The sequence below is a fragment of the Klebsiella sp. EMBS2024 genome, assembly GCF_036233805.1.
In the GTDB taxonomy this organism is placed as follows: domain Bacteria; phylum Pseudomonadota; class Gammaproteobacteria; order Enterobacterales; family Enterobacteriaceae; genus Klebsiella; species Klebsiella pneumoniae.
Window position 1 is genome coordinate 2,851,844 of record NZ_JAZARW010000001.1, and the last position, 22,160, is coordinate 2,874,003.

The window sequence follows — 22,160 nt, forward strand, 5'->3', positions numbered from 1 at the left end:
AGGGCCGAACAATCGGCCCTTTTTTATTGCGGTAGGATTATGCCGCTTTTTCAACTTCCGCTGTTTGCGCCTCAGGGCGTTTCAGCACGGCGTAGGCAAGGCCCGCCACCAGCGTTCCGGCAACAATCGCCAGCAGGTAGCCCAGCACCGGCGTAATCGCCCCCGGGATCAGCAGAACAAACAGCCCGCCGTGCGGCGCCATCAGTTTCGCGCCGACCGCCATGGAGATAGCGCCGGTTACCGCGCCACCGACGATACAGCACGGCAGAACGCGCATCGGGTCACGGGCGGCAAAAGGAATCGCCCCTTCCGAGATAAAGCACAGGCCAAGAACCAGCGCGGCTTTACCCCCTTCCCGCTGCCCTTTGTCGAACTTATTGCGCGCTACCAGCGTCGCGATACCCATCGCCAGCGGTGGCACCATACCGGCCGCCATGATCGCCGCCATCGGCGCATAGGTCTGGGTACTCAGCAGGCCAACGCCAAAGGCATAGGCCGCTTTGTTTACCGGCCCGCCCATATCGGTACACATCATCGCGCCGAGGATCGCGCCCAGCAGAACCGCGTTGGCGGTGCCCATGGTTTGCAGCCAATGGGTCAGCCAGGCGAGGATACCGGCTACCGGTTTACCGATCAGATAGATCATTGCCAAACCCACGATCAGGCTGGAGACCAGCGGAATGATCAGGATTGGCTTCAGGGCTTCCATACTCTGCGGCAGTTTCAGCTTCGTGCTGATGGCTTTCGCCACATAACCGGCAAGGAAACCAGCGATGATCCCGCCGATAAAGCCGGAGCCGCCGCTAACCGCCAGCATACCGCCGATAAGGCCCGGGGTCAGACCCGGACGGTCGGCAATGGAGAAGGCGATAAAGCCTGCCAGTACCGGCACCATCAGCGCGAAGGCCGAGCCGCCGCCGATCTGCATCAGCGCCGCCGCCAGGGTGTCTTTCACTTCAAACGCTTTGATCCCGAAGGCAAAGGAGAGCGCGATACACAGGCCCCCGGCCACTACCATCGGCAGCATATAGGAGACGCCGGTCAGCAGGTGGCGATAGGCGCCCGCCGACTCTTTTTTCCCTTCAGCAGCCGCCTGAGGTTTGCCGGATGGCTGGTACGGTTTGGCTTCCGCCACCGCTTTATCCAGCTCCTGGGCGGTTTTCTTCAGCGCCAGACCGGTGGTGGTGCGGTACATCGGCTTGCCGGCGAATTTCGCCAGGTCCACCTCGATATCGGCAGCGACGATCACCAGATCCGCCTCGGCCACCTCTTCCGGGGTGATGGCATTGCCCGCCCCAACGGAGCCGCGGGTCTCCACCTTCACCCACCAGCCGCGTTTTTTGGCTTCGGTTTCGATGGCTTCTGCCGCCATAAAGGTGTGGGCGACGCCGGTCGGACAGGCGGTGACCGCGACAATGCGTTTCTGCCCCTGAGCGGCGGCCGGAACGGCTACCGCCGCTGGCGCAACGTAGGGCTTAGCGTGGTCTTTCGCTTCTCCCAGGAACAGCTCCGGATGGGCGACAGCACGGTTAATATCGCCCAGGTAAACGTTTTTACCATTCAGCGCGCTATCGGCCGGCAGCGCGGTTCCCAGCACGATGGCCAGTTCGGCGTCATTCGGGTTATCAATCAGCTCAAGGTGCGCTTTCGGCGCCGCGGCACCCAGCAGGGTTTTCGCCATGTAGGCGCGCGCCTGTCCGAGTCCGGCATCAATAATCAGCAGCGTTTTCATTATGCCTCTCCTGCTGTCAATTAAAGGGTTGTAAGTCGACGCGCGCCATCATCGCGGCCAACTGGGTACGGTCGGTAATTCCTACATTGCTCTGGCTGACGGCCAGGGCAGCGACGGCGGTCGCCAGGCGCAGGGTATGCTCGCTGGATTCACGCATCAGCAGGCCGTAAATCAGGCCGCCGACCATCGAATCGCCGGCGCCAACGGTGCTGACCACTTCCACTGAAGGTGGTTTAGCAATCCACTCCCCAGAGGCGTTGACCCACAGCGCGCCCTCTTCGCCCAGGGAGATCACCACGTGGGCAATACCCTGCTCGCGCAGCGCATGGGCGGCGTCGATAACATCTTTCATCTCCGGCAGCTTGCGGCCAGCCCAGATTTCCAGTTCGCGACGGTTCGGTTTCACCAGCCACGGCGCCGCTTTTAGTCCGGCAACCAGCGCTTCGCGGCTGCTGTCGAAAATAATGCATGGGCACTGGCTGCGCAGACGGGTCATCCAGTCGGTGAAGGCTTCCGGGCTAACGCCGGACGGCAGGCTGCCGCTGACGCAGACCATATCGAACTGCCCGAGCCAGCTCAGGGAGTCGTTGACAAAGCGTTCCCAGTCGCCCGGGGTGACTTCAAAGCCGGAGAAGTTGAAATCGGTCACTTCGCCATCTTTTTCCGTCAGCTTAACGTTGATACGGGTCCGGCCCTGCACCACCTGGAAACGGTTGGCGATCCCCAGCTCGCTGAACAGCTGCTGAAAGCCGTCCTGGTTGTCTTTACCCAGGAAGCCGCCGACGGTGACATCAATGCCGAGATCTTTCAGCACTTTCGCCACATTAATGCCTTTCCCGGCGGCGTGCAGGCCGGTGGTGCGTACCAGGTTCACTTCGCCGCGTTCAATCTCCGGGGTGAATCCCACCAGGTCGTATGCCGGGTTTAACGTAATCGTTGCTACACGTCTGCTCATTTATGCGCCCTCCCCAAGGCCTGCGGCGATCGCTTCGCCAATCGCATCCAGCGCTTGTTGCGCATCCTCACCCTGCGCGGTAAAACGCAGACGGTGACCTTTTTTCACACCCAGCGCCACAACCTTCATCAGGCTGCGACCGTTAGCCGGCTTGCCGGAACCGTCGAGATTGGTAACGGTGATGTCGCTGGAAAATTGTTTAATGGTGTTGACCAGCATGGTGCCCGGACGGGCATGCAGGCCGTGTTCATTGCGCACCACGAATTCGGCGCTCAGCACATCTTCGGCAATGGCGTCGTCGCTGGTCAGCAGCGCCAGCACGGTGGCGGCGTCGGCTTTCAGCAAATGTTCAGCTTTCTTGTCCAGCAGCAGCTTGCTCAGACGGTTCAGCACTGCGGTCGGCTGCTCATCGGCCATCGCCACCGTGACCAGCAGGGAAACCGGCTGCTCGTCGCGGGTAAAGGCGTTAGCCGCGCGGCTGACCGCCACGGCGCTGCGCAAATTGCCTTCCGCACTGTCGTTCAGCCAGACGCCCTGACCGAGGTTCAGCGGCGTATCGTTAATGACGTGGCTAACGAAGGCGGCATCGACAGCGCCAACTTCTTTCAGACGCGCCGCGTTCAGCGCCTGCAGGGTCAGCAGATCGCTGGCCGCGACGTCGAGACTGAGGGTCTCGTTATCCAGCTTCAGCGCTTCGCTCTGCTTCTCTCCCATCAGCAGCGCACGCAGCTCTTCCGCGGTGGTGGCGGACTGCAGCTGCGCGGCGACCGCGTCATCGCTCAGCACGTGGGTCAGCTGACGCAGCAGGCCGAGGTGTTCATCTGAGCTGGCGGCAATCCCGATCGCCACATAGGCGGTCTGCCCTTCACCCCAGGTGACGCCCTGCGGGAACTGAAACACCTGAACGCCAGTCTTCAGCACCTGGTCACGCGTATCCGTCGTGCCGTGCGGGATCGCGATCCCGTTGCCGAGGAAGGTCGAGGTCTGCTGCTCGCGAGCCAGCATGCCGTTCACGTAGCCATCGGCCACGTTGCCGGCGCTGACCAGCGCGGCGGCGACCTGACGGATGGCCTCTTCTTTATTACCGGCCTGCTGGCCGGGATGAATATCCTGCACAGATAACTGGAACATGGTTCTCCTCTCCTGCTGAATTGAATCGTTTCAGCTAACTTGAGAAAAAAGGCGCCATCTGACGGGGAACGGATTGCCGAATGACGCTGAAACGTTTCAAGAATTTTGTACCTTTCTTGCTCAACGCGCAAGGTACGTCAGCGACTTGATCGCAGAACTTAGAGGTACTGCACACTTTTGCTGAAGCTTTAGCTATCGACCGCCTCGAACGTCAGCTTTTTGCTGAACTCTATATTTTGAAACGCCTTTTTAATTATTCGTGCCATACTACTGTTTATTTTTAGCCNGCAGGCGTAAACTCCGCGCCGTCTCCTGAAACTACAGAAAACCAAACCCATGGAAAACCGTAGCGCCGCTCTCCCCCGACGCGGGTTCGATGTCACCTCTTCCGCCTTCTTAATCGTCGCCTTTCTGACGGGCATTGCCGGGGCGCTGCAAACCCCGACCCTGAGCCTGTTTCTGACCAACGAAGTGCACGTCCGCCCGGCGATGGTCGGTTTCTTTTTTACCGGCAGCGCGGTTATTGGCATTCTGGTCAGTCAGTTCCTCGCCGGCCGCTCCGACCGTCAGGGCGACCGCAAGCAGCTGATTGTCGTCTGCTGTCTGCTGGGGGTGCTGGCCTGCGTACTCTTTGCCTGGAACCGCAACTATTTCATTTTGCTGTTCATCGGCGTTTTTCTCAGCAGCTTTGGATCGACCGCCAACCCGCAGATGTTTGCCCTCGCGCGGGAGCATGCCGACAGGACCGACCGCGAAGCGGTGATGTTCAGCTCCATTTTACGTGCCCAGGTCTCCCTGGCATGGGTGATTGGTCCCCCGCTGGCCTACGCCCTGGCGATGGGATTTGGTTTTACCGCGATGTATCTCAGCGCCGCGGCGGCGTTTATCGTCTGCGGGATCATGGTCTGGCTATTCTTGCCCAGCATGCGTAAAGCAAAGCCGGTAGCGACCGGCCGGCTGGAAGCTCCGCGCACGCATCGCCGCGATGCGCTGCTGCTGTTCAGCATCTGCACCCTGATGTGGGGTACTAACAGCCTGTACATCATTAACATGCCGCTGTTTATCATTGACGAGCTGCATCTGCCGGAGAAGCTGGCGGGGCTGATGATGGGCACCGCCGCCGGACTGGAAATTCCGACCATGCTGATTGCCGGTTACTACGCCCGGCGTTTCGGCAAACGCTTTCTGATGCGTCTTTCTGCAGTGGCCGGGGTGCTGTTTTACGTCGGCATGCTGACGGTGCATACGCCAGCGCTGCTGCTGGCGATGCAGGTGCTGAACGCCATCTATATCGGGATCCTCGCCGGGATCGGCATGCTCTATTTCCAGGACCTGATGCCGGGGCAGGCGGGCGCGGCCACCACCCTCTATACCAATACTACCCGCGTCGGCTGGATCATCGCCGGTTCACTGGCGGGGGTAGTGGCGGAGATCTGGAGCTATCACGCGGTGTTCTGGATTGCGCTGGCGATGGGCGTTGTCACTCAGGCCTGCCTGTGGCGGATAAGAGACGTGTAAGCACATTGGTTTCCATCCCTCTCATCTGCTGCGTTGAGCTCAGGGCGCGGTGGCCAGCTCAAGCTCCAGCAGCCAGGTGATCGCTTCATCGCGGTGGGTGAGGCACATCTCCGGCGAGGGCTGCAGGCTGGCGCACACCTTCGGGCGCAGAGGGGAACCGAAAATAAGGCATAAATTGCGCTCGGAAAGCTGGATACAACGGGTGTTAGCCGGCTTGCCCTGCGGCATGCCGGGGATCGGCGATGATATAGAGGGGGCGATGCAACATGCGCCACAATCAGTACGACATTCCACAACCCGACTCCCAAACGCTCATTTTGCGCCACAGCCTAAACGTTTTGCCAGAAGATAGCAAAACTCGCGAAATCCGCTTGCCTGAACGCCCGGGCGCGAGTAGTTTTACGCGATATTTTTGACTCGTTAAGTGACAGGATTACTGCAATGCCAAGAGCGAATGAAATTAAAAAAGGTATGGTGCTGAATTACAACGGCAAGCTGCTGATTGTGAAAAATATTGATATTCAGTCACCCAGCGCCCGCGGTGCTGCGACACTGTATAAAATGCGCTTCTCCGATGTGCGCACCGGCCTGAAAGTAGAAGAGCGCTTCAAAGGCGACGATATCGTCGATACCGTCACCCTGACCCGCCGTTTCGTCGACTTCTCCTACGTCGATGGCAACGAATACGTGTTCATGGATAAAGAAGACTATACCCCTTACACCTTTACCAAAGAGCAGATTGAAGAAGAGCTGCAGTTTATTCCGGAAGGTGGGATGCCGGACATGCAGGTGCTGACCTGGGACGGCCAGCTGCTGGCGCTGGAGCTGCCGCAGACCGTTGACCTGGAAATTATCGAAACCGCGCCGGGTATTAAAGGCGCGTCCGCCAGCTCCCGCACCAAGCCAGCCACCATGAGCACCGGCCTGGTGATTCAGGTGCCGGAATACCTGACCACCGGTGAGAAAATCCGCATTCATATCGAAGAGTGCCGCTATATGGGCCGCGCGGATTAATCATCGGTAACGCCCCGACAGTAAAAAAGGACAGCGCTGGCTGTCCTTTTTATTATCCCCATTGCCGCGATTACAGCAGTTCAGGGTATTTGGTCATTTTCAGCGCCAGCTCGACGCCGCGCACTTCCGCCATCCCCTTGAGACGGCCAATCGCCGAATAGCCTGGGTTGGTTTTCTTGCGCAGATCGTCGAGCATCTGATGACCATGATCCGGACGAAATGGGATCGGGCGCAGATCGCCGGCCTGTTTACGCCGCTGCTCTTCACGCAGGATAGCATCCACCACCGCCACCATATTGACGTCGCCGCTAAGGTGCGCCGCCTCGTGGAAGGTTTTTGGGTTTGCTTCACGGCAGGTAGAGCGCAGATGGGTAAAATGGATGCGATCGCCAAAGGTCTCCACCATCTTCACCAGATCGTTATCGGCGCGAACGCCATACGATCCGGTACACATGGTGAAGCCATTATTAATGCTGTCCACCGTCTCCTTCAGCCACTGCATATCTTCGATGGTCGACACGATACGCGGCAGGCCAAGGATCGGCCGCGGCGGATCGTCCGGATGCACAGCCAGGCGGATCCCTACCTCTTCGCATACCGGCACGATGGCGCGCAGGAAATAGGCCATATTTTCACGCAGCTGCGCTTTATCAATGTGGTCGTACTCCGCCAGACGCGCGCGGAACTGGTCAAGGGTGTAGCCCTCTTCCGCTCCCGGCAGGCCGGCGATGATATTGCGAGTCAGTTTATCGATATCTGCTTCGCTCATCGCCTTGAAATAGACCTCAGCCTGACGCTGCTCTTCTTCACTGTAATCCGCTTCCGCTCCCGGGCGTTTAAGGATATGCAGCTCAAAGGCGGCGAAAGCGATCTGATCGAAACGCAGCGCCCGGGAGCCGTCCGGCAGCTCATATTCCAGATCGGTGCGCGTCCAGTCGAGGATCGGCATAAAGTTGTAGCACACGGTATCGATGCCGCAGGCCGCGAGGTTGCGGATGCTCTGCTGATAGTTGGCAATCCAGGTCGCATACTGCCCGCTGTGGGTTTTAATATCCTCGTGGACGGGAATGCTTTCGACGACCGACCAGGTCAACCCTTTTGCCGCTAACAGCGCCTGACGCGCTTTAATCTCGTCGACCGGCCATACCTGACCGTTTGCAATATGGTGCAGCGCAGTGACGACGCCGGTCGCCCCCGCCTGCCGTACATCATCAAGCGATACCGGATCGTTCGGCCCATACCACCGCCAGGTTTGCTCCATCGCTATGTCCTCACAAAAGTTGTTATACCAATAATGGCGACACTCATGGCGACTACCATACATGTTTCTCCCCTGGCTGCAAACAGTGCTGGCCTATTGATTGATCCAGCTCACAGTCAGCGGATAATTTCGGCTTACCAATTTAACTTCCTGTCATATAACTTTAGACTGGCATTGTTAATAAGCAGTTAAACAGGTGTGGGAAGAATGACAACAATTGCAACCGCTACGCTACCGAAGAACGTGCAATACCCTCAATACGATCGCAGCCAGCTCCGCTCGCGTATTGTCCATTTCGGCTTTGGCGCGTTTCACCGCGCGCACCAGGCGCTGCTCACCGATCGCGTGCTGAATAACGTCGGCGGCGACTGGGGGATCTGTGAAATCAGTCTGTTCAGCGGCGACACGCTGATGAGCCAGCTTCGCGAACAGGACCATCTGTTTACCGTGCTGGAAAAAGGCGCCGACGGCAACCAGCCCATTGTGATCGGCGCGGTGCACGAATGTCTGAACGCCAGGCTCGATTCGCTGGCGGCGATTATCGAAAAATTTTGCGAGCCGCAGGTAGCGATTGTCTCGCTGACCATTACGGAAAAAGGCTACTGCATCGATCCGGCGACCGGGAAACTGGATCCGACGCATCCGCGCATTATTCACGATCTGGAGAATCCGACGCTGCCGCAGTCAGCTCCCGGTATTTTAGTTGAAGCGCTGGCCCGCCGCCGGGAACGAGGCCTTCCGCCCTTTACCGTGCTCTCCTGCGATAATATCCCCGACAACGGTCACGTGGTAAAAAATGCCGTCCTCGGCATGGCGGAAAAACGCAGCCCGGCGCTGGCGGACTGGATCGCCGACAACGTCAGCTTCCCGGGCACCATGGTGGATCGTATTGTTCCTGCGGCCACACCGGAGTCACTGGCGGAAATCGCCACCGTGCTGGGGGTCGACGATCCCTGCGCCATCAGTTGCGAACCCTTCATTCAGTGGGTGGTCGAAGATCACTTTGTCGCCGGGCGACCCGCCTGGGAGACGGCGGGCGTGCAGATGACCGATGACGTGTTGCCCTGGGAGCAAATGAAGCTGCGGATGCTCAACGGCAGCCACTCTTTCCTCGCCTGGCTTGGCTATCTGGCAGGGCATGCGCACATTAGCGACTGCATGCGGGATGAGGTCTTCCGCCGCGCCGCCCGCCAGCTGATGCTTGACGAACAGGCTCCGACGCTGACCATTACCGGCGTTGATCTGCTGGCCTATGCCGACAGTCTCATCGCCCGCTTCAGCAATCCGGCGCTCAAACACCGCACCTGGCAAATCGCCATGGACGGTAGCCAGAAGCTGCCCCAGCGCATGCTCGATGGCATCCGCGTACATCTGGCGCGCGACAGCCGTTGGCCGCTGCTGGCTCTCGGCGTGGCCGGCTGGATGCGCTACGTCAGCGGCACGGACGACGCCGGTCAGACGATCGACGTGCGCGATCCGCTGGTCGACAAGATCCGGCAGCGGGTGGCCCAGAGCGATGAGCAGCAGCGCGTCGACGCCCTGCTGGGGCTGGAGGAAATATTTGGCCGCGACCTGCCGCACAACGCCCAGTTTGTCGCCGGGATCCGCGCCGCCTGGCAACAGCTGGCGACGCACGGCGCCCGCGAGGCCGTCGCCCGCGCGCTGAATTCTTAACAATATTTGCGCTTATGCGGACAGAATTCTCTTCTGTCCGCCTCAGGACTTCTCTTTTCCTCCTTTTTTCGTCAGGATAGGCGTAACTGTTACAACATTACATTTATCCTGGAGAAAAGAGTGACCAGAACCAATTTGATCACCGGCTTTCTCGGCAGCGGTAAGACGACCTCGATTCTTCATCTGCTGGCGCAGAAGCCTGCGGATGAAAAATGGGCCGTACTGGTTAACGAGTTTGGCGAAGTCGGGATAGACGGCGCGCTGCTGGCCGACAGCGGCGCCCTGCTCAAAGAGATCCCCGGCGNCTGCATGTGCTGCGTCAATGGCCTGCCGATGCAGGTTGGGCTGAACACCCTGCTGCGCCAGGGCAAACCCGATCGCCTGCTGATCGAACCCACCGGTTTGGGCCACCCAAAGCAGATCCTCGATATCCTCACCGCGGCGGTGTATGAGCCCTGGATCGATCTGCGCGCCACGCTGTGCATCCTCGATCCCCGCCAGCTGCTGGATGAAAGAGCCGTCAGCAACGACAACTTCCGCGATCAGCTGGCCGCGGCGGACATCATTGTGGCTAATAAAAGTGATCGGGAAACCGCCGAAAGCGCCCGGGCGCTGGCCGACTGGTGGCAGCGCTGTGGCGGCGAGCGTCGCAAGGTGTCGGCAATCCAGGGCAATATCGATCTGACCCTGCTCGATGAGCCACGACGGAACACCGCCCCGCTGCCGGCGAGCGCGGAGCACGCCCACCGCCATCCCCCCACTTCCGGCCTCGCCGCGCTCAGCCTGGCGGAACACCAGCGCTGGCGCCGACATCTCAACAATGGCCAGGGCTATCAGGGCTGCGGCTGGATCTTCGACGCGGAGACGGTTTTTGACACCATCGGCCTGCTCGAATGGGCCAGGCTGGCGCCAGTGGGGCGCGTTAAAGGCGTGATGCGCATTGCCGAGGGGGCGGTGCGAATCAACCGTCAGGGGGAGGATCTCCATATCGAGACCCTCAGCGTCGCTCCGCCCGATAGCCGGATCGAGCTTATTTCCGCGAATGAAGCCGACTGGAACGCACTCCAGACCTCGTTGTTGAGGCTTCGTTTAAGTTAAGGCGGCTAAGGTTGCCGCCGACTGTCACAAAATCGCAATGGCTATGATGAAAAACCGAATTCCTTTAATCCTGCTGCTTAACATCGCGGGTGTAGCGCTATTTTGCTCCTGGTATCTGCCAGCCAACCATGGCGCGTGGTTGCCGGTCGACTCCGCGATCTTCCATTTCTTTAACCATGGCGTCAGCGTCAGCCATGCTTATGCCTGGCTGCTGGCGATCATCAACAATCGCGCCTTCGACGCCTGTTCGCTGCTGGCGATGGGCTGCCTGATGCTGAGCTATTGGCTAAAGGCGCCGACTGCAGGCCGTCGTCAGATCGCCATCATGGGCCTGGTGATGCTGCTGGCGGCGGTGATCATCAACCAGCTCGCACAACACCTGATGCCGGTACAGCGCGCCAGCCCGTCGCTGTTTTTTAGCGATATTACCCGCGTCAGCGACGTCGTTAACTTCCCCACTAAGGATGCGTCGAAGGACAGCTTCCCTGGCGATCATGGGATGATGCTGCTGATCTTCGCCAGCTTTATGTGGCGCTATTTTGGCCGTCGCGCGCTGGGCGTCGCGCTGATTATCTTTGTGGTCTTTGCTTTCCCGCGGGTAATGATTGGCGCCCACTGGTTTAGCGATATTGCCGTCGGCTCCCTGACCGCCGTGCTGATCGGCGCGCCCTGGGTATTGATGACCCCGCTGAGCGATAAATTGATCGCCTTTTTCGATCGCTACTTACCCAGCAGAATATCGGCCAAATAATGTCTCCGGCAGCCGCCAAAGTCATTAACTATAAGGGGACCTTTTGGGTCCCTTTTTACATTTTCCCTTTTTTTCAACATGACGTTCATCTTCTTGTCACATTAATCCCGTGACAAATGAAGGAATTGTCTGTTTTTTGCCCGATATTGCCGTAATTTTGGCCTTTCCCGATGATTCACTTTTTGTCACCAAAATACTTATAAGAAATCGCGCAAAACCGCTCGCCATGCGGCGTTTGATAGGGTAATCTCGTTCTCGTTTTGCCTTTTCCGCAGCATTAATTCAGGGCATGAATAAAATTGTGCGTGACTGCACAAATTTAAGCTTAAGGAATTGTCTCATTGCGGATGGGTATTTAGGCTCTAACACGTTTGGCATTTTTTATAACGACATTGTCGTTAAGGACAACAAGGGAAAATAAACAGCATGGTCAAATCTCAGCCGATTTTGAGATATATCTTGCGGGTAGCCCCCGCGATTGCAGTAGCGGTTCTGCTTTCCGCGTGTAGTTCAACAAGTACCGCCAGGAATATGCATTCTGAGACGCATGCTGTGGGTAGTGGCGATTTATCATCACTGCAAGCCTCTCAGGATGAATTTGAAACGATGGTCCGTAACCTGGACGTAAAGTCCCGTTTAATGGATCAGTATGCCAGCTGGAAAGGCGTGCGTTACCGCCTCGGCGGCAGCACCCGCAAGGGTATCGACTGCTCAGCGTTTGTGCAGCGCACCTTCCGCGAACAATTTGGTCTGGAACTGCCGCGTTCAACTTCTGAACAGCAGGAAACCGGAAAATCGATTTCCCGTGCCCAACTGCGTACAGGCGATCTGGTTCTGTTTCGCGCCGGCTCTACCGGCCGCCATGTCGGGATCTACCTCGGCAACAACCAGTTTGTTCACGCCTCCACCAGCAGCGGGGTGACTATCTCCAGCATGGATGAGCCATACTGGAAAAAGCGCTACAATGAAGCGCGTCGAGTCCTGAGCCGCTCGTAAACTGTCCTCTACCGCCGCCGGTTATCCCTTGGCTGGCTGCGGGATAAAAAACACTGCCCCAGGCAGTGTTTTTTTTTGCCACCTGGTTCTCAACGTCGCAAAATAAGCTATGTCTTTTAAGTGGGAATGAGAAAAACGACGACCGACACTCCGTTGATGCGCTTCAATAATACGGAAAGAATCTGGCTATGCTTACTCGCTACTTTTCGCCCCAGCGTAAAACCTGGTTAACCAGCCTGAGCGTGGGGATCATCGTCGCGCTGTTGGCCGGGAGCATTCAGTTTATGGTGATCTACCATAACCGGGCCGAGCGTTTCGACGCCATTATCAACAATGTTAATACCTATCTGAAAAGCTATTTTCACGACCTGCGCCAGACCATTGACGGCCTGCAGCCGCTGGTGGACCAGCCCTGCGAGAATATTGACTCCGGGCTTACCTCCCACGCCGCGTTCAGCCCCAACGTCCGCGCTTTCCTGCTGGTCAAAAACGGCATCGCCTTTTGCTCATCGGCTACGGGAGCCATGAATACGCCCCTCAGCCAGCTGATCCCGGCCATCGATATCAGCAAACCCGTTGCTATGGCGATTTTACCAGGCACGCCGATGATGCCGAAGAGCGCGGCGCTGGCGCTGTGGGTAGGTAAACCCGGCGATCAAAACAGCGGCATTTTCGTGTCGATTAACGCTAATCTCACACCGTATATCCTCTATTCCGCGCGGCAAAACGATTTCAGCGGCATTGCGCTGGCCATCGATCACACCGCTATCTCCACCTTCAGTAATCGGCTGGTGGATCCGCAAACGCTGCATAACGCGCCGATCCGCCAGGCACAGATCGAGGGCTTACCGCTGAAGGTCTACCTGTATGCCAACAGCTGGCTGGCGGAAAATACGCAGTTTGCTCTGCTGCTCGGGGTCGTCTGCGGCCTGCTGGCGGGGCTGCTCTGCTATTACGTGCTGACGATCAAATCGGATCCGCGAAAATCCATTCTGCTGGGGATCAAAAATAACCAGTTCTACATCGTTTATCAGCCGGTGGTTAATGCTCAGACTCTACGTATCAGCGGCGTGGAGGTCCTAATGCGCTGGCGCCATCCGGTGGTTGGTGAAATTCCGCCCGACGTTTTTATTAACCTGGCCGAAACCCAGCAGATGATCGTGCCGCTAACCCATCACCTGCTCGCGCTGATCGCCAGCGACGCTGCGGTGTTGAAGCGTATTCTGCCGCGCGGCGTGAAGCTGGGGCTGAATATTTCCCCTGCCCATCTGCAGGCCGACAGCTTCCGCGACGATATGCTGCGCTTCGCCGCCGCGCTGCCAGCCGACCACTTTCACGTGGTGCTGGAGGTAACCGAGCGGGCGATGATTGATAAAGAAAAATCGATGGCTAACTTCGCCTGGCTCCACCGCCAGGGATTCGAAATCGCGATTGATGATTTCGGCACCGGGCATAGCGCGCTGATCTATCTCGAACGCTATAACTTCGATTATCTGAAGATCGATCGCGGTTTTGTGCAGGCGATTGGTACTGAAACAGTAACCTCGCCGGTGCTGGATGCGGTACTGACCCTCAGCCGCCGGCTGAAATTAATGACCGTCGCCGAAGGGGTGGAGACCCAGGAACAGGCGGAGTGGCTTCGCGGCCAGGGCGTTCATTTCCTGCAGGGGTACTGGATCAGCCGACCGCTGTCGCTGGCCGGGCTGGTGGCTGCGCACGATGAACCCGCGAACTATTTCACAACGCACTAAGTCTCACTTATGATGCGGGAACGGATGTCGGCCATGGGGGCCGGCCATGACAGGGTATTCTGCCGCCTATGTATGCGCGCCTCTTTCTGATTCTGCTGGCTCTGTTTAGCCTGGACGCTAAGGCGCAAACCATTCAGGAAAGCGTAGCCTTCGCGATTATCGGCGAACCGAAATACGCCGCCGGTTTCAGTCATTTTGATTACGTCAATCCCAGGGCGCCGAAAGGCGGCACCCTCACCCTGGCGGCGATCGGCACCTTTGATAACTTCAACCGTTATGCGCTGCGCGGCAACCCCGCGGTACGCACGGAGGCGCTCTACGATACCCTGTTCACCACCTCGGATGATGAGCCCGGCAGCTACTACCCGCTGATTGCCGAGCGGGCGCGCTATGCCGAGGACTATTCCTGGATGGAGATCGCGCTCAACCCGCGCGCCCGCTTCCATGACGGCACGCCGATCACCGCCCGCGATGTGGCGTTTACCTTCAACAAGTTTATGACCGAAGGGGTGCCGCAGTTTCGCCTGTTTTATAAAGGCACCACCGTGAAGGCCATCGCGCCGTTGACCGTGCGTATTGACCTCGGCCAGCCCGGCAAAGAGAACATGCTGAGTCTGCTGAGCCTGCCGGTGATGCCCGAGGCGTTCTGGCGCCAGCACAAACTCAGCGACCCGCTGTCGAAGCCGCCGCTGGCCAGCGGGCCATACCGCATCAGCGCCTGGCGAATGGGGCAATATATTACCTATTCCCGCGTCGCCGACTACTGGGCGGCCGACCTGCCGGTCAACCGCGGTCGCTGGAATTTCGATACGCTGCGCTATGACTATTATCTCGACGACAATGTCGCTTTCGAAGCCTTTAAAGCGGGGGCCGTCGATCGCCGGGAAGAGACCGTCGCCAAAAACTGGGCTACCCGCTACGTCGGTCGCAACTTCAGCCGCGGCTACATCATTAAAGATGAGCATACCAATACCTCGGCGCAGGATACCCAGTGGCTGGCGTTCAATATTCAGCGCCCGATTTTTGCCGATCGCCGGGTGCGGCAGGCCATTACCCTGGCCTTCGATTTCGAATGGATGAACAAGGCGCTGTTTTACAGCGCCTATCAGCGCGCCAACAGCTATTTCCAGAACACCGAATATGCCGCCCGCAGCCTGCCTGACGCAGCCGAGCTGGCCCTGCTGACGCCGATGAAAAACGAACTGCCCCCGGAGCTCTTCAGCCAGGTTTACCAGCCGCCGGTCTCCCGCGGCGATGGCTTCGACCGCGCCAACTTACTCAAAGCCGACGCCCTGCTCAATGCGGCGGGCTGGACGGTGAAGAACCAGCGCCGGGTCAACGCCGCCACCGGCAAGCCGCTGCGCTTTGAGCTACTGCTGCCGGCCGGGGGCAATGACCGCTGGGTGCTGCCGTTTCAGCACAACCTGCAGCGTCTGGGGATCGTCATGGATATTCGTCAGGTTGATAATTCGCAGTACAGCAACCGCCGCCGCAGCCGGGATTACGACATGATGCCAAGCCTGTGGCGCGCCATGCCCTGGCCGGGGACCGACCTGCAAATCTCCTGGGCGTCCGACTATATTCACTCCAGCTACAACGCGCCGGGGGTGCAAAGCCCGGTAGTGGATAAGCTGATTGCGCAGATCCTGCAGTGGCAGGGCAATAAGCAGAAACTGATCCCTCTCGGTCGGGCGCTGGATCGTGTGCTGACCTGGAATAACTACATGTTGCCGATGTGGTATATGGCGCAGGACCGCACCGCGTGGTGGAATAAGTTCTCTTTCCCCGCGACCCGCCCCATCTATTCGTCCGGCCTCGATACCTGGTGGTACGACGTGAACAAAGCGGCCACCCTCCCCGCGGACAGACGCTAAGGACATCCCATGGGCAGCTACCTGATCCGCCGTTTGCTGTTAGTCATCCCCACCCTGTGGGCCATCATCACCATTAACTTTTTTATTGTCCAGATCGCGCCTGGCGGCCCGGTCGATCAGGCCATCGCCGCCATCGAGTTTAATCAGCGCGGCGGGATGCCGGGGGCTGGCGACGGCGGCATGGGCGCCAGCCATGCCCGCACCGGCGCAGGCAATATCAGCGAGGGTCACTATCGCGGCGGGCGCGGCCTCGACCCGGAAGTCATCGCCGAGATCACCCACCGCTACGGCTTCGATAAACCGCTGCACGAACGCTATCTGAAGATGCTGAGCGATTATCTGCGCTTTGATTTCGGCGACAGCCTGTTTCGCAGCGCGTCCGTGCTGCAGCTGATTAAAGACAGCCTGCCGGTCTCGGTGAGCCTCGGGCTGTGGAGCACGCTGATTATCTATCTGGTCTCCATTCCGCTGGGCATCCGCAAAGCGGTCAGCAACGGCAGCCGCTTTGATATCTGGAGCAGTACGCTGATTATCATTGGCTATGCGATCCCTGCCTTTCTGTTCGCCATCCTGCTGATCGTGATTTTTGCCGGCGGCAGCTATTTCGACCTCTTCCCGCTGCGCGGTCTGGTCTCGCCAAATTTCGACACCCTCCCCTGGTATCAGAAGATCCTCGACTACCTGTGGCACATCACCCTGCCGGTGCTGGCGACGGTAATTGGCGGCTTTGCCGCGCTGACTATGCTGACCAAAAACAGCTTCCTCGACGAGATCCGCAAACAGTATGTGGTCACCGCCCGCGCCAAAGGCGTTGGTGAGAAACAGATCCTCTGGGGACACGTGTTCCGTAACGCCATGCTGCTGGTGATTGCCGGCTTCCCGGCCACCTTTATCAGTATGTTCTTTACCGGCTCGTTGCTGATCGAAGTGATGTTCTCGCTAAACGGCCTGGGTCTGCTGGGCTATGAAGCGACGGTCTCCCGCGACTATCCGGTGATGTTCGGCACGCTCTATATTTTCACTCTGATTGGCCTGCTGCTGAATATCGTCAGCGATATCAGCTATACGCTGGTCGACCCGCGCATTGATTTTGAGGGCCGCTAATGTCTTTCTTCAGTCCCGTTAATCAGGCCCGCTGGGCGCGCTTTCGCCACAACCGTCGCGGCTACTGGTCGCTGTGGCTGTTTTTAATTCTCTTTCTTTGCAGCCTGGGTGCCGAGCTGCTGGCCAACGATCGCCCGCTGCTGGTGCAGTACCGGGGCCAGCTGTACGTCCCGGTGTTAAAAAACTACACCGAGCAAACCTTCGGCGGCGCGTTCGCCACCGCCGCCGACTATCAGGATCCCTGGCTGCAGCAGCAGCTGGCGACTCACGGCTGGGCGCTATGGCCGCCAGTACGCTTCGGCGCGACGACAATTAATTTTGCCAGCACGGTTCCCTTTCCATCGCCGCCCTCGGCCAGCAACTGGCTCGGCACCGACGCCAACGGCGGCGATGTGCTGGCGCGGATCCTCTATGGGACACGCATCTCGGTGCTCTTCGGTCTGCTGCTGACGCTGTTCTCCAGCGTGCTGGGGGTGCTGGCCGGGGCGATACAGGGTTACTACGGCGGTAAAATCGACCTGTGGGGACAGCGCTTTATCGAAGTCTGGTCCGGCATGCCAACGCTGTTCCTGATCATCCTGCTCTCCAGCGTCGTGCAGCCGGGCTTCTGGTGGCTGCTGGCAATCACCGTTCTCTTTGGCTGGATGACGCTGGTGGGCGTGGTGCGCGCGGAATTTCTCCGCACCCGCAACTACGACTATGTTCGGGCGGCGCAGGCGTTAGGGGTTAGCGACCGGCAGATCATCCTGCGGCATATGTTGCCCAACGCGATGGTGGCGACCCTCACCTTCCTGCCCTTTATCCTGTGCAGCTCCATTACCACCCTGACGTCGCTGGATTTTCTCGGCTTCGGCCTGCCGCTCGGCTCGCCCTCCCTCGGCGAGCTGCTGCTGCAGGGCAAAAACAACCTGCAGGCGCCCTGGCTGGGCATTGCCGCATTTCTCTCCGTCGCCGTGCTGCTGACGCTACTGATTTTTATCGGTGAAGCGGTTCGCGACGCCTTTGACCCGAGTAAGGCGGTGTAATATGACCCACCCGCTGTTAGCTATCGACAATCTCTCTATTGCCTTTCGCCAGCAGGGTGAGACGCAGACCGTGGTGCATAATCTGTCGCTCGAGGTGGCGGTCGGCGAAACGCTGGCCCTGGTGGGCGAATCCGGCTCAGGTAAGAGCATCTCCGCCCTGTCGGTGCTGCGGCTGCTCCCTACCCCGCCGGCCAGCTACCCCAGCGGTGACATCCGTTTTCATGGCCAGTCGCTGCTGCATGCGGATGAGGCGACCCTGCGCGGCGTGCGCGGCAACCGGATCGCGATGATCTTTCAGGAGCCGATGGTATCGCTCAATCCCCTGCACACCCTGGAAAAACAGCTCTACGAGGTGCTGTCGTTACACCGGGGAATGCGCAAACAGGCGGCGCGCGGGGAGATCCTCGACTGCCTGGAGCGCGTCGGGATCCGTCAGGCGCCGCGGCGGCTGGCTGACTATCCGCATCAGCTCTCCGGTGGCGAGCGCCAGCGGGTGATGATCGCCATGGCGCTGCTGACTCGCCCGGAGCTGCTGATCGCCGACGAGCCGACTACCGCCCTGGACGTATCGGTGCAGGCGCAAATTCTGCAACTGCTGCGCGAGCTGAAGCAGGAGCTGAACATGGGGCTGCTGTTTATCACTCATAACCTGAGCATCGTCCGCCAGCTGGCTGACCGGGTGGCGGTAATGCAGAACGGCCGCTGCGTGGAACACAATGACTGTCGGGCGCTGTTCAGCGCGCCAGCGCATCCCTACACCCAACGCCTGCTGGATAGCGAGCCGGACGGGGAGCCGGTGCCGCTGGCCGCCGATGCCCCGGTGCTGCTGCAGGCGGACGATTTAAAGGTGGCGTTTCCCGTTCGCAAAGGGATCCTGCGTCGGGTGGTCGATCATCATCGGGTGGTCAACAGCCTCAGCTTTCAGCTGCGCGCCGGCGAGACGCTGGGCCTGGTGGGGGAATCGGGTTCCGGTAAAAGCACCACCGGCCTGGCCCTGCTGCGCCTGATCCCGTCCGGGGGCAAGATAACCTTCGCCGGCCAGCCGATTCAGGGGCGTAACCGCCGACAGCTGCTACCGCTGCGCCGACAGATGCAGGTGGTTTTTCAGGATCCGAACTCGTCGCTCAATCCGCGCCTCACGGCGCAGCAGATCATTGAGGAAGGCTTGCGCGTCCACCAGCCGACGCTGACGGCGGCCGAACGCGAACAGGCGGTGATCCTTGCCATGCAGGAGGTCGGCCTCGACCCGGCCAGCCGCCAGCGCTATCCGGCGGCGTTCTCCGGTGGCCAGCGACAGCGTATCGCCATCGCCAGAGCGTTGATCGTCAAACCGCAGCTGATCGTCCTCGATGAACCGACCTCATCGCTGGACAAAACCGTTCAGGCGCAGATCCTGAACCTGCTGAAAGCCTTACAGCGAAAGCATCAGCTGGCCTATATTTTTATCAGCCATGATTTAGGCGTTGTGCGGGCGCTGTGTCACCAGGTGATGGTGCTGCGTCAGGGAGAGGTGGTCGAACAGGGCGAGTGCAAGTCCGTCTTCAGCGCACCCCGGCATGAGTATACCCGCCAGCTGCTGGCGCTAAGCTGACGGTCAGAAAGGGTTATTGCCGGAGAAGGGCTCGGCGATGGCCACGCCAAAGTTTTTCAGACGACAGGTGGCGGCAAACTCATCCTGCAGGTTAACGAACAGGCAGGGTTCACCTTCGCACTCCAGCACGGAACAGTCGACTTCGATGTCGCTTAACGCCTGACTGAGCTTATGCATCACCGGCCAGGCTTTCTCNCCGTCCGGGCTCAGCAATTTAAGGGCAACGAGACTGTTCTCGTTCTGCGCGCCGTTTTGCGGAATCGGTTCAACTCTGGAACCCGCAAAACCGGCCAGCCAGCGATAGCTCTGCGGCAGACGGTGTACGATAGAGAGTTGTTGTGTATTCACTTGGTTTCCCCGGAAGCAAAAGGCTTCACAATAAATTTACATCAATATTAACACACTGTTGACAAATAGTCCTGCCTTGAGGCAGAAAACGTTTACAGCGGCGGCGGACCAGGGTTAAGCGCTTATAATCCAGCGCTTTATTTTTTATACCCGGCGAGCCGATTGGCGCTATATGTACCCGTTTCTGTGATCCAAAACAACTTTTTTATCGCAACAATGCGACTTTTTACACTAATTGATTTTACATAAAGGAAACAAATGGCAGAACCCTGAAGCCCATTGCGGTTGACATGCATCAAGAAAGGGGCGATTTCGCCCCTGAAAATGTGACCTAGCGTGCGATTTTTCGCCGCCGGGATGCGTAAAGCGAAAAGAAAATAGAGCAGGTTGCGCAGAAGGCAATAGAGATCAGCATCGGCCAGGCGGTGGTAAACGTCGCCATCGACAGCAGCGCGCCGATAATCGCCCCGATACCGAAACGGAAAGTCCCCGCCAGCGACGAAGCAGTGCCCGCCATATGCGGAAACTCATCGAGGATCACCGCCATGGCGTTAGACGACACCATGGATACGCAGCCGACAAAGGCCGCTACGCCGATCACTAGTGACCAGAAGCCGACATCCAGCAGCGCGCAGACCACCATCCACACCGCCATGGCAAACTGGATCCACAGCCCGGCGCGGAACATACGCAACGCCCCTACCCGCCGCACAAACCGGCTGTTGAACATGGTCATCAGAAACAGAAAAACGATGTTCAGCGCAAAATAGTAGCCAAAGTGCTGAGGCGCGACGTGGTTTATATTGATGTAGACAAAGGGACCGGCGCTAAGGAAAGAGAACATGCCCGCGAAGCTAAAGCCGCTCGCCAGCATATAGCTCAGTACCCGCTTGTGGCGGAACAGCGTGGCAAAGTTACCCAGCGTGGTGCGCAGATGGAACGGCTGACGCCTTTCAGCCGGCAGCGTTTCGCGGATAAACAGGCCGATCATCAGCGAGGCCAGCAGGGCCACCAGGGCGAGGATCCAAAAGATGGCATGCCAGCTGAACCAGACCAACACCGCCCCGCCGACCATCGGCGCCACCAGCGGCGCAATGGTCGTGACCAGCATGACAAACGACATCATGCGCGAAAACTCATCTTTCGGATAGATGTCGCGCATCAGGGCGTTAATCACCACGCTGGCCGCCGCGGCTGCCAATCCGTGGAAGAAACGCATGACAATCAGCATATCGACGGTTTGCGACAGGGCGCAGGCTACCGCCGCCGCCGCGAAGACCAGCGTCCCGCCGAGGATCACCGGCTTGCGGCCAAGGCTGTCCGCCATCGGGCCGTACAGCAGCTGACCCAGCGCAAAGCCGAGGATATAGGTGCTGAGCGTCATCTGCGCGCTGCCGTCCGGGACGTTATACTGGGCGGCAATCACCGGCAGGGCCGGAAGATACATATCAATAGACAGCGGCATCAGCATGGCCAGCAGGCCAAGGATAAACACAATCCCCAGTGAAGAATTCTGCTTCAGCGTCACGTTTTACTCCGTGGCTGCGGGGCGCCCACGCTGGCGATTTCCGCTTCCGTCAGCGGACGATATTCACCCGGCGCCAGCGATTCATCCAGCAGGATGTCGCCGATGCGTTCCCGATGCAGGCCAACCACGTGGTTGCCCACGGCGGCGAACATGCGTTTCACCTGATGGTAGCGGCCTTCGCTGATGGTGAGGCGCACTTCGGTCGGAGTGATAACTTCCAGCAACGCCGGTTTGGTGAGATCTTTTTCGTTATGCAGCTGGACGCCTTTGGCGAACAGCTCCGCGGTCCCTTCCGCCAGCGGGCTTTCCAGCGCCACCAGATAGGTTTTTTCACAGTGGTGGCGCGGCGAGGTAATGCGATGCGACCACTGGCCGTCATCGGTCATCAGCACCAGCCCGGTGGTGTCGATATCCAGCCGTCCGGCGGCGTGCAGCTTATGCGCCACCGGCTCGTCGAGGAAATAAAGGATAGTCGGATGATCGGGATCGTCGGTGGAACAGACGTACCCTTGCGGCTTGTTGAGCATAAAGTAACGCGGGCCATTCTGCTGGGTCAGCGTATTTCCGTCATACTCCACCTCGTGCTCCGGCTGGAGCTTAAAAGAGGCATCTTTCACAATGTCGCCGTCCACGGTAACGCGGCTGCCGCGAATTTCACGCCCGGCAATAGCCCGGCTGACGCCCAGCTGCTGAGCGATAAACTTATCAAGTCGCATGAGATTTTTTTAGCCTGTCATAGTGCTGGAGCGGGCAAATCGCCCGAAAAAGAAGAATTTCACCGGCTAGTATAACGGGCTCTTAACACCACT

Annotated in this window: 19 protein-coding genes; 11 read left to right on the forward strand and 8 right to left on the reverse strand. The window is 58.8% G+C overall.

The features are described 5' to 3' along the window. Nucleotides 1-37: 37 nt before the first annotated feature. From fruA to fruB, 3 genes are read right to left on the reverse strand one after another with little or no spacing between them, the layout of a single operon-like run. Nucleotides 38-1,732: a PTS fructose transporter subunit IIBC gene (gene fruA / locus VZP09_RS13125; RefSeq protein ID WP_002912939.1), complete on the reverse strand. Its 1,695-nt coding sequence runs from the start codon at nt 1,730-1,732 to the stop codon at nt 38-40. Between the two features lie 16 nt (nt 1,733-1,748). Further along, the gene (gene fruK, locus VZP09_RS13130; protein ID WP_002912941.1) at nt 1,749-2,687 is read right to left on the reverse strand and encodes a 1-phosphofructokinase; all 939 of its coding nucleotides are present in this window, start codon (nt 2,685-2,687) and stop codon (nt 1,749-1,751) included. Further along, entirely contained in the window at nt 2,688-3,818 is a 1,131-nt protein-coding gene (fruB, locus tag VZP09_RS13135; RefSeq protein WP_002912947.1) for a fused PTS fructose transporter subunit IIA/HPr protein, read from the reverse strand. It abuts the gene before it with no gap. A gap of 336 nt (nt 3,819-4,154) precedes the next feature. On the opposite strand from fruB, the gene setB reads away from it, so the two are divergent. Further along, a complete protein-coding gene (gene setB, locus VZP09_RS13140; protein ID WP_328795198.1) occupies nt 4,155-5,336 on the forward strand; it encodes a sugar efflux transporter SetB in 1,182 nt (393 codons plus the stop codon). Between the two features lie 39 nt (nt 5,337-5,375). Here the strand turns inward: setB and VZP09_RS13145 are convergent, their stop codons facing one another. Next, nucleotides 5,376-5,630, reverse strand: coding sequence for a YkgJ family cysteine cluster protein (locus tag VZP09_RS13145; protein ID WP_004175066.1), 255 nt, complete (start codon nt 5,628-5,630; stop codon nt 5,376-5,378). Between the two features lie 147 nt (nt 5,631-5,777). Between VZP09_RS13145 and yeiP the strand changes: the two genes are divergently transcribed. Then, complete coding sequence (gene yeiP, locus VZP09_RS13150; protein ID WP_002912951.1) at nt 5,778-6,350, forward strand: elongation factor P-like protein YeiP; 573 nt, start codon at nt 5,778-5,780, stop codon at nt 6,348-6,350. A 70-nt stretch (nt 6,351-6,420) separates the two neighbouring features. Here yeiP and uxuA read toward each other — a convergent pair whose 3' ends face one another. Next, nucleotides 6,421-7,611, reverse strand: coding sequence for a mannonate dehydratase (gene uxuA / locus VZP09_RS13155; RefSeq protein ID WP_002912952.1), 1,191 nt, complete (start codon nt 7,609-7,611; stop codon nt 6,421-6,423). A 207-nt stretch (nt 7,612-7,818) separates the two neighbouring features. On the opposite strand from uxuA, the gene VZP09_RS13160 reads away from it, so the two are divergent. From VZP09_RS13160 to yejF, 9 genes are all read left to right on the forward strand, one after another. Beyond that, a complete protein-coding gene (locus VZP09_RS13160; protein ID WP_015958742.1) occupies nt 7,819-9,285 on the forward strand; it encodes a mannitol dehydrogenase family protein in 1,467 nt (488 codons plus the stop codon). Between the two features lie 120 nt (nt 9,286-9,405). Beyond that, nucleotides 9,406-10,383, forward strand: coding sequence for a CobW family GTP-binding protein (locus VZP09_RS13165; protein ID WP_328795199.1), 978 nt, complete (start codon nt 9,406-9,408; stop codon nt 10,381-10,383). Nucleotides 10,384-10,420: 37 nt separating this feature from the next. Then, nucleotides 10,421-11,134: a phosphatase PAP2 family protein gene (locus VZP09_RS13170; RefSeq protein ID WP_002912965.1), complete on the forward strand. Its 714-nt coding sequence runs from the start codon at nt 10,421-10,423 to the stop codon at nt 11,132-11,134. Between the two features lie 426 nt (nt 11,135-11,560). Continuing rightward, entirely contained in the window at nt 11,561-12,130 is a 570-nt protein-coding gene (gene mepS / locus VZP09_RS13175) for a bifunctional murein DD-endopeptidase/murein LD-carboxypeptidase (RefSeq protein WP_002912967.1), read from the forward strand. A 188-nt stretch (nt 12,131-12,318) separates the two neighbouring features. Next, the gene (locus VZP09_RS13180) at nt 12,319-13,881 is read left to right on the forward strand and encodes a cyclic di-GMP phosphodiesterase (RefSeq protein ID WP_019704989.1); all 1,563 of its coding nucleotides are present in this window, start codon (nt 12,319-12,321) and stop codon (nt 13,879-13,881) included. Nucleotides 13,882-13,949: 68 nt separating this feature from the next. Next, nucleotides 13,950-15,755, forward strand: coding sequence for an extracellular solute-binding protein (locus VZP09_RS13185; RefSeq protein ID WP_020804249.1), 1,806 nt, complete (start codon nt 13,950-13,952; stop codon nt 15,753-15,755). A gap of 9 nt (nt 15,756-15,764) precedes the next feature. After that, a complete protein-coding gene (locus tag VZP09_RS13190; RefSeq protein ID WP_004149130.1) occupies nt 15,765-16,859 on the forward strand; it encodes a microcin C ABC transporter permease YejB in 1,095 nt (364 codons plus the stop codon). Beyond that, the gene (locus VZP09_RS13195) at nt 16,859-17,884 is read left to right on the forward strand and encodes a microcin C ABC transporter permease (protein WP_002912972.1); all 1,026 of its coding nucleotides are present in this window, start codon (nt 16,859-16,861) and stop codon (nt 17,882-17,884) included. Before VZP09_RS13190 ends, VZP09_RS13195 begins: the two co-directional genes overlap by 1 nt. Nucleotide 17,885: 1 nt before the next feature. Continuing rightward, the gene (yejF, locus tag VZP09_RS13200) at nt 17,886-19,475 is read left to right on the forward strand and encodes a microcin C ABC transporter ATP-binding protein YejF (RefSeq protein ID WP_004151118.1); all 1,590 of its coding nucleotides are present in this window, start codon (nt 17,886-17,888) and stop codon (nt 19,473-19,475) included. Nucleotides 19,476-19,478: 3 nt separating this feature from the next. Here yejF and VZP09_RS13205 read toward each other — a convergent pair whose 3' ends face one another. The 3 genes from VZP09_RS13205 to rsuA all read right to left on the reverse strand — a co-directional run bounded on the left by VZP09_RS13205 (nt 19,479) and on the right by rsuA (nt 22,067). Continuing rightward, on the reverse strand, nt 19,479-19,823 hold the full coding sequence (locus tag VZP09_RS13205) for a YejG family protein (protein WP_002912974.1): 345 nt from the start codon (nt 19,821-19,823) through the stop codon (nt 19,479-19,481). A 331-nt stretch (nt 19,824-20,154) separates the two neighbouring features. Beyond that, on the reverse strand, nt 20,155-21,351 hold the full coding sequence (locus tag VZP09_RS13210; RefSeq protein ID WP_002912975.1) for a Bcr/CflA family multidrug efflux MFS transporter: 1,197 nt from the start codon (nt 21,349-21,351) through the stop codon (nt 20,155-20,157). Continuing rightward, complete coding sequence (rsuA, locus tag VZP09_RS13215) at nt 21,348-22,067, reverse strand: 16S rRNA pseudouridine(516) synthase RsuA (protein WP_002912977.1); 720 nt, start codon at nt 22,065-22,067, stop codon at nt 21,348-21,350. Before rsuA ends, VZP09_RS13210 begins: the two co-directional genes overlap by 4 nt. Nucleotides 22,068-22,160: the final 93 nt, after the last annotated feature.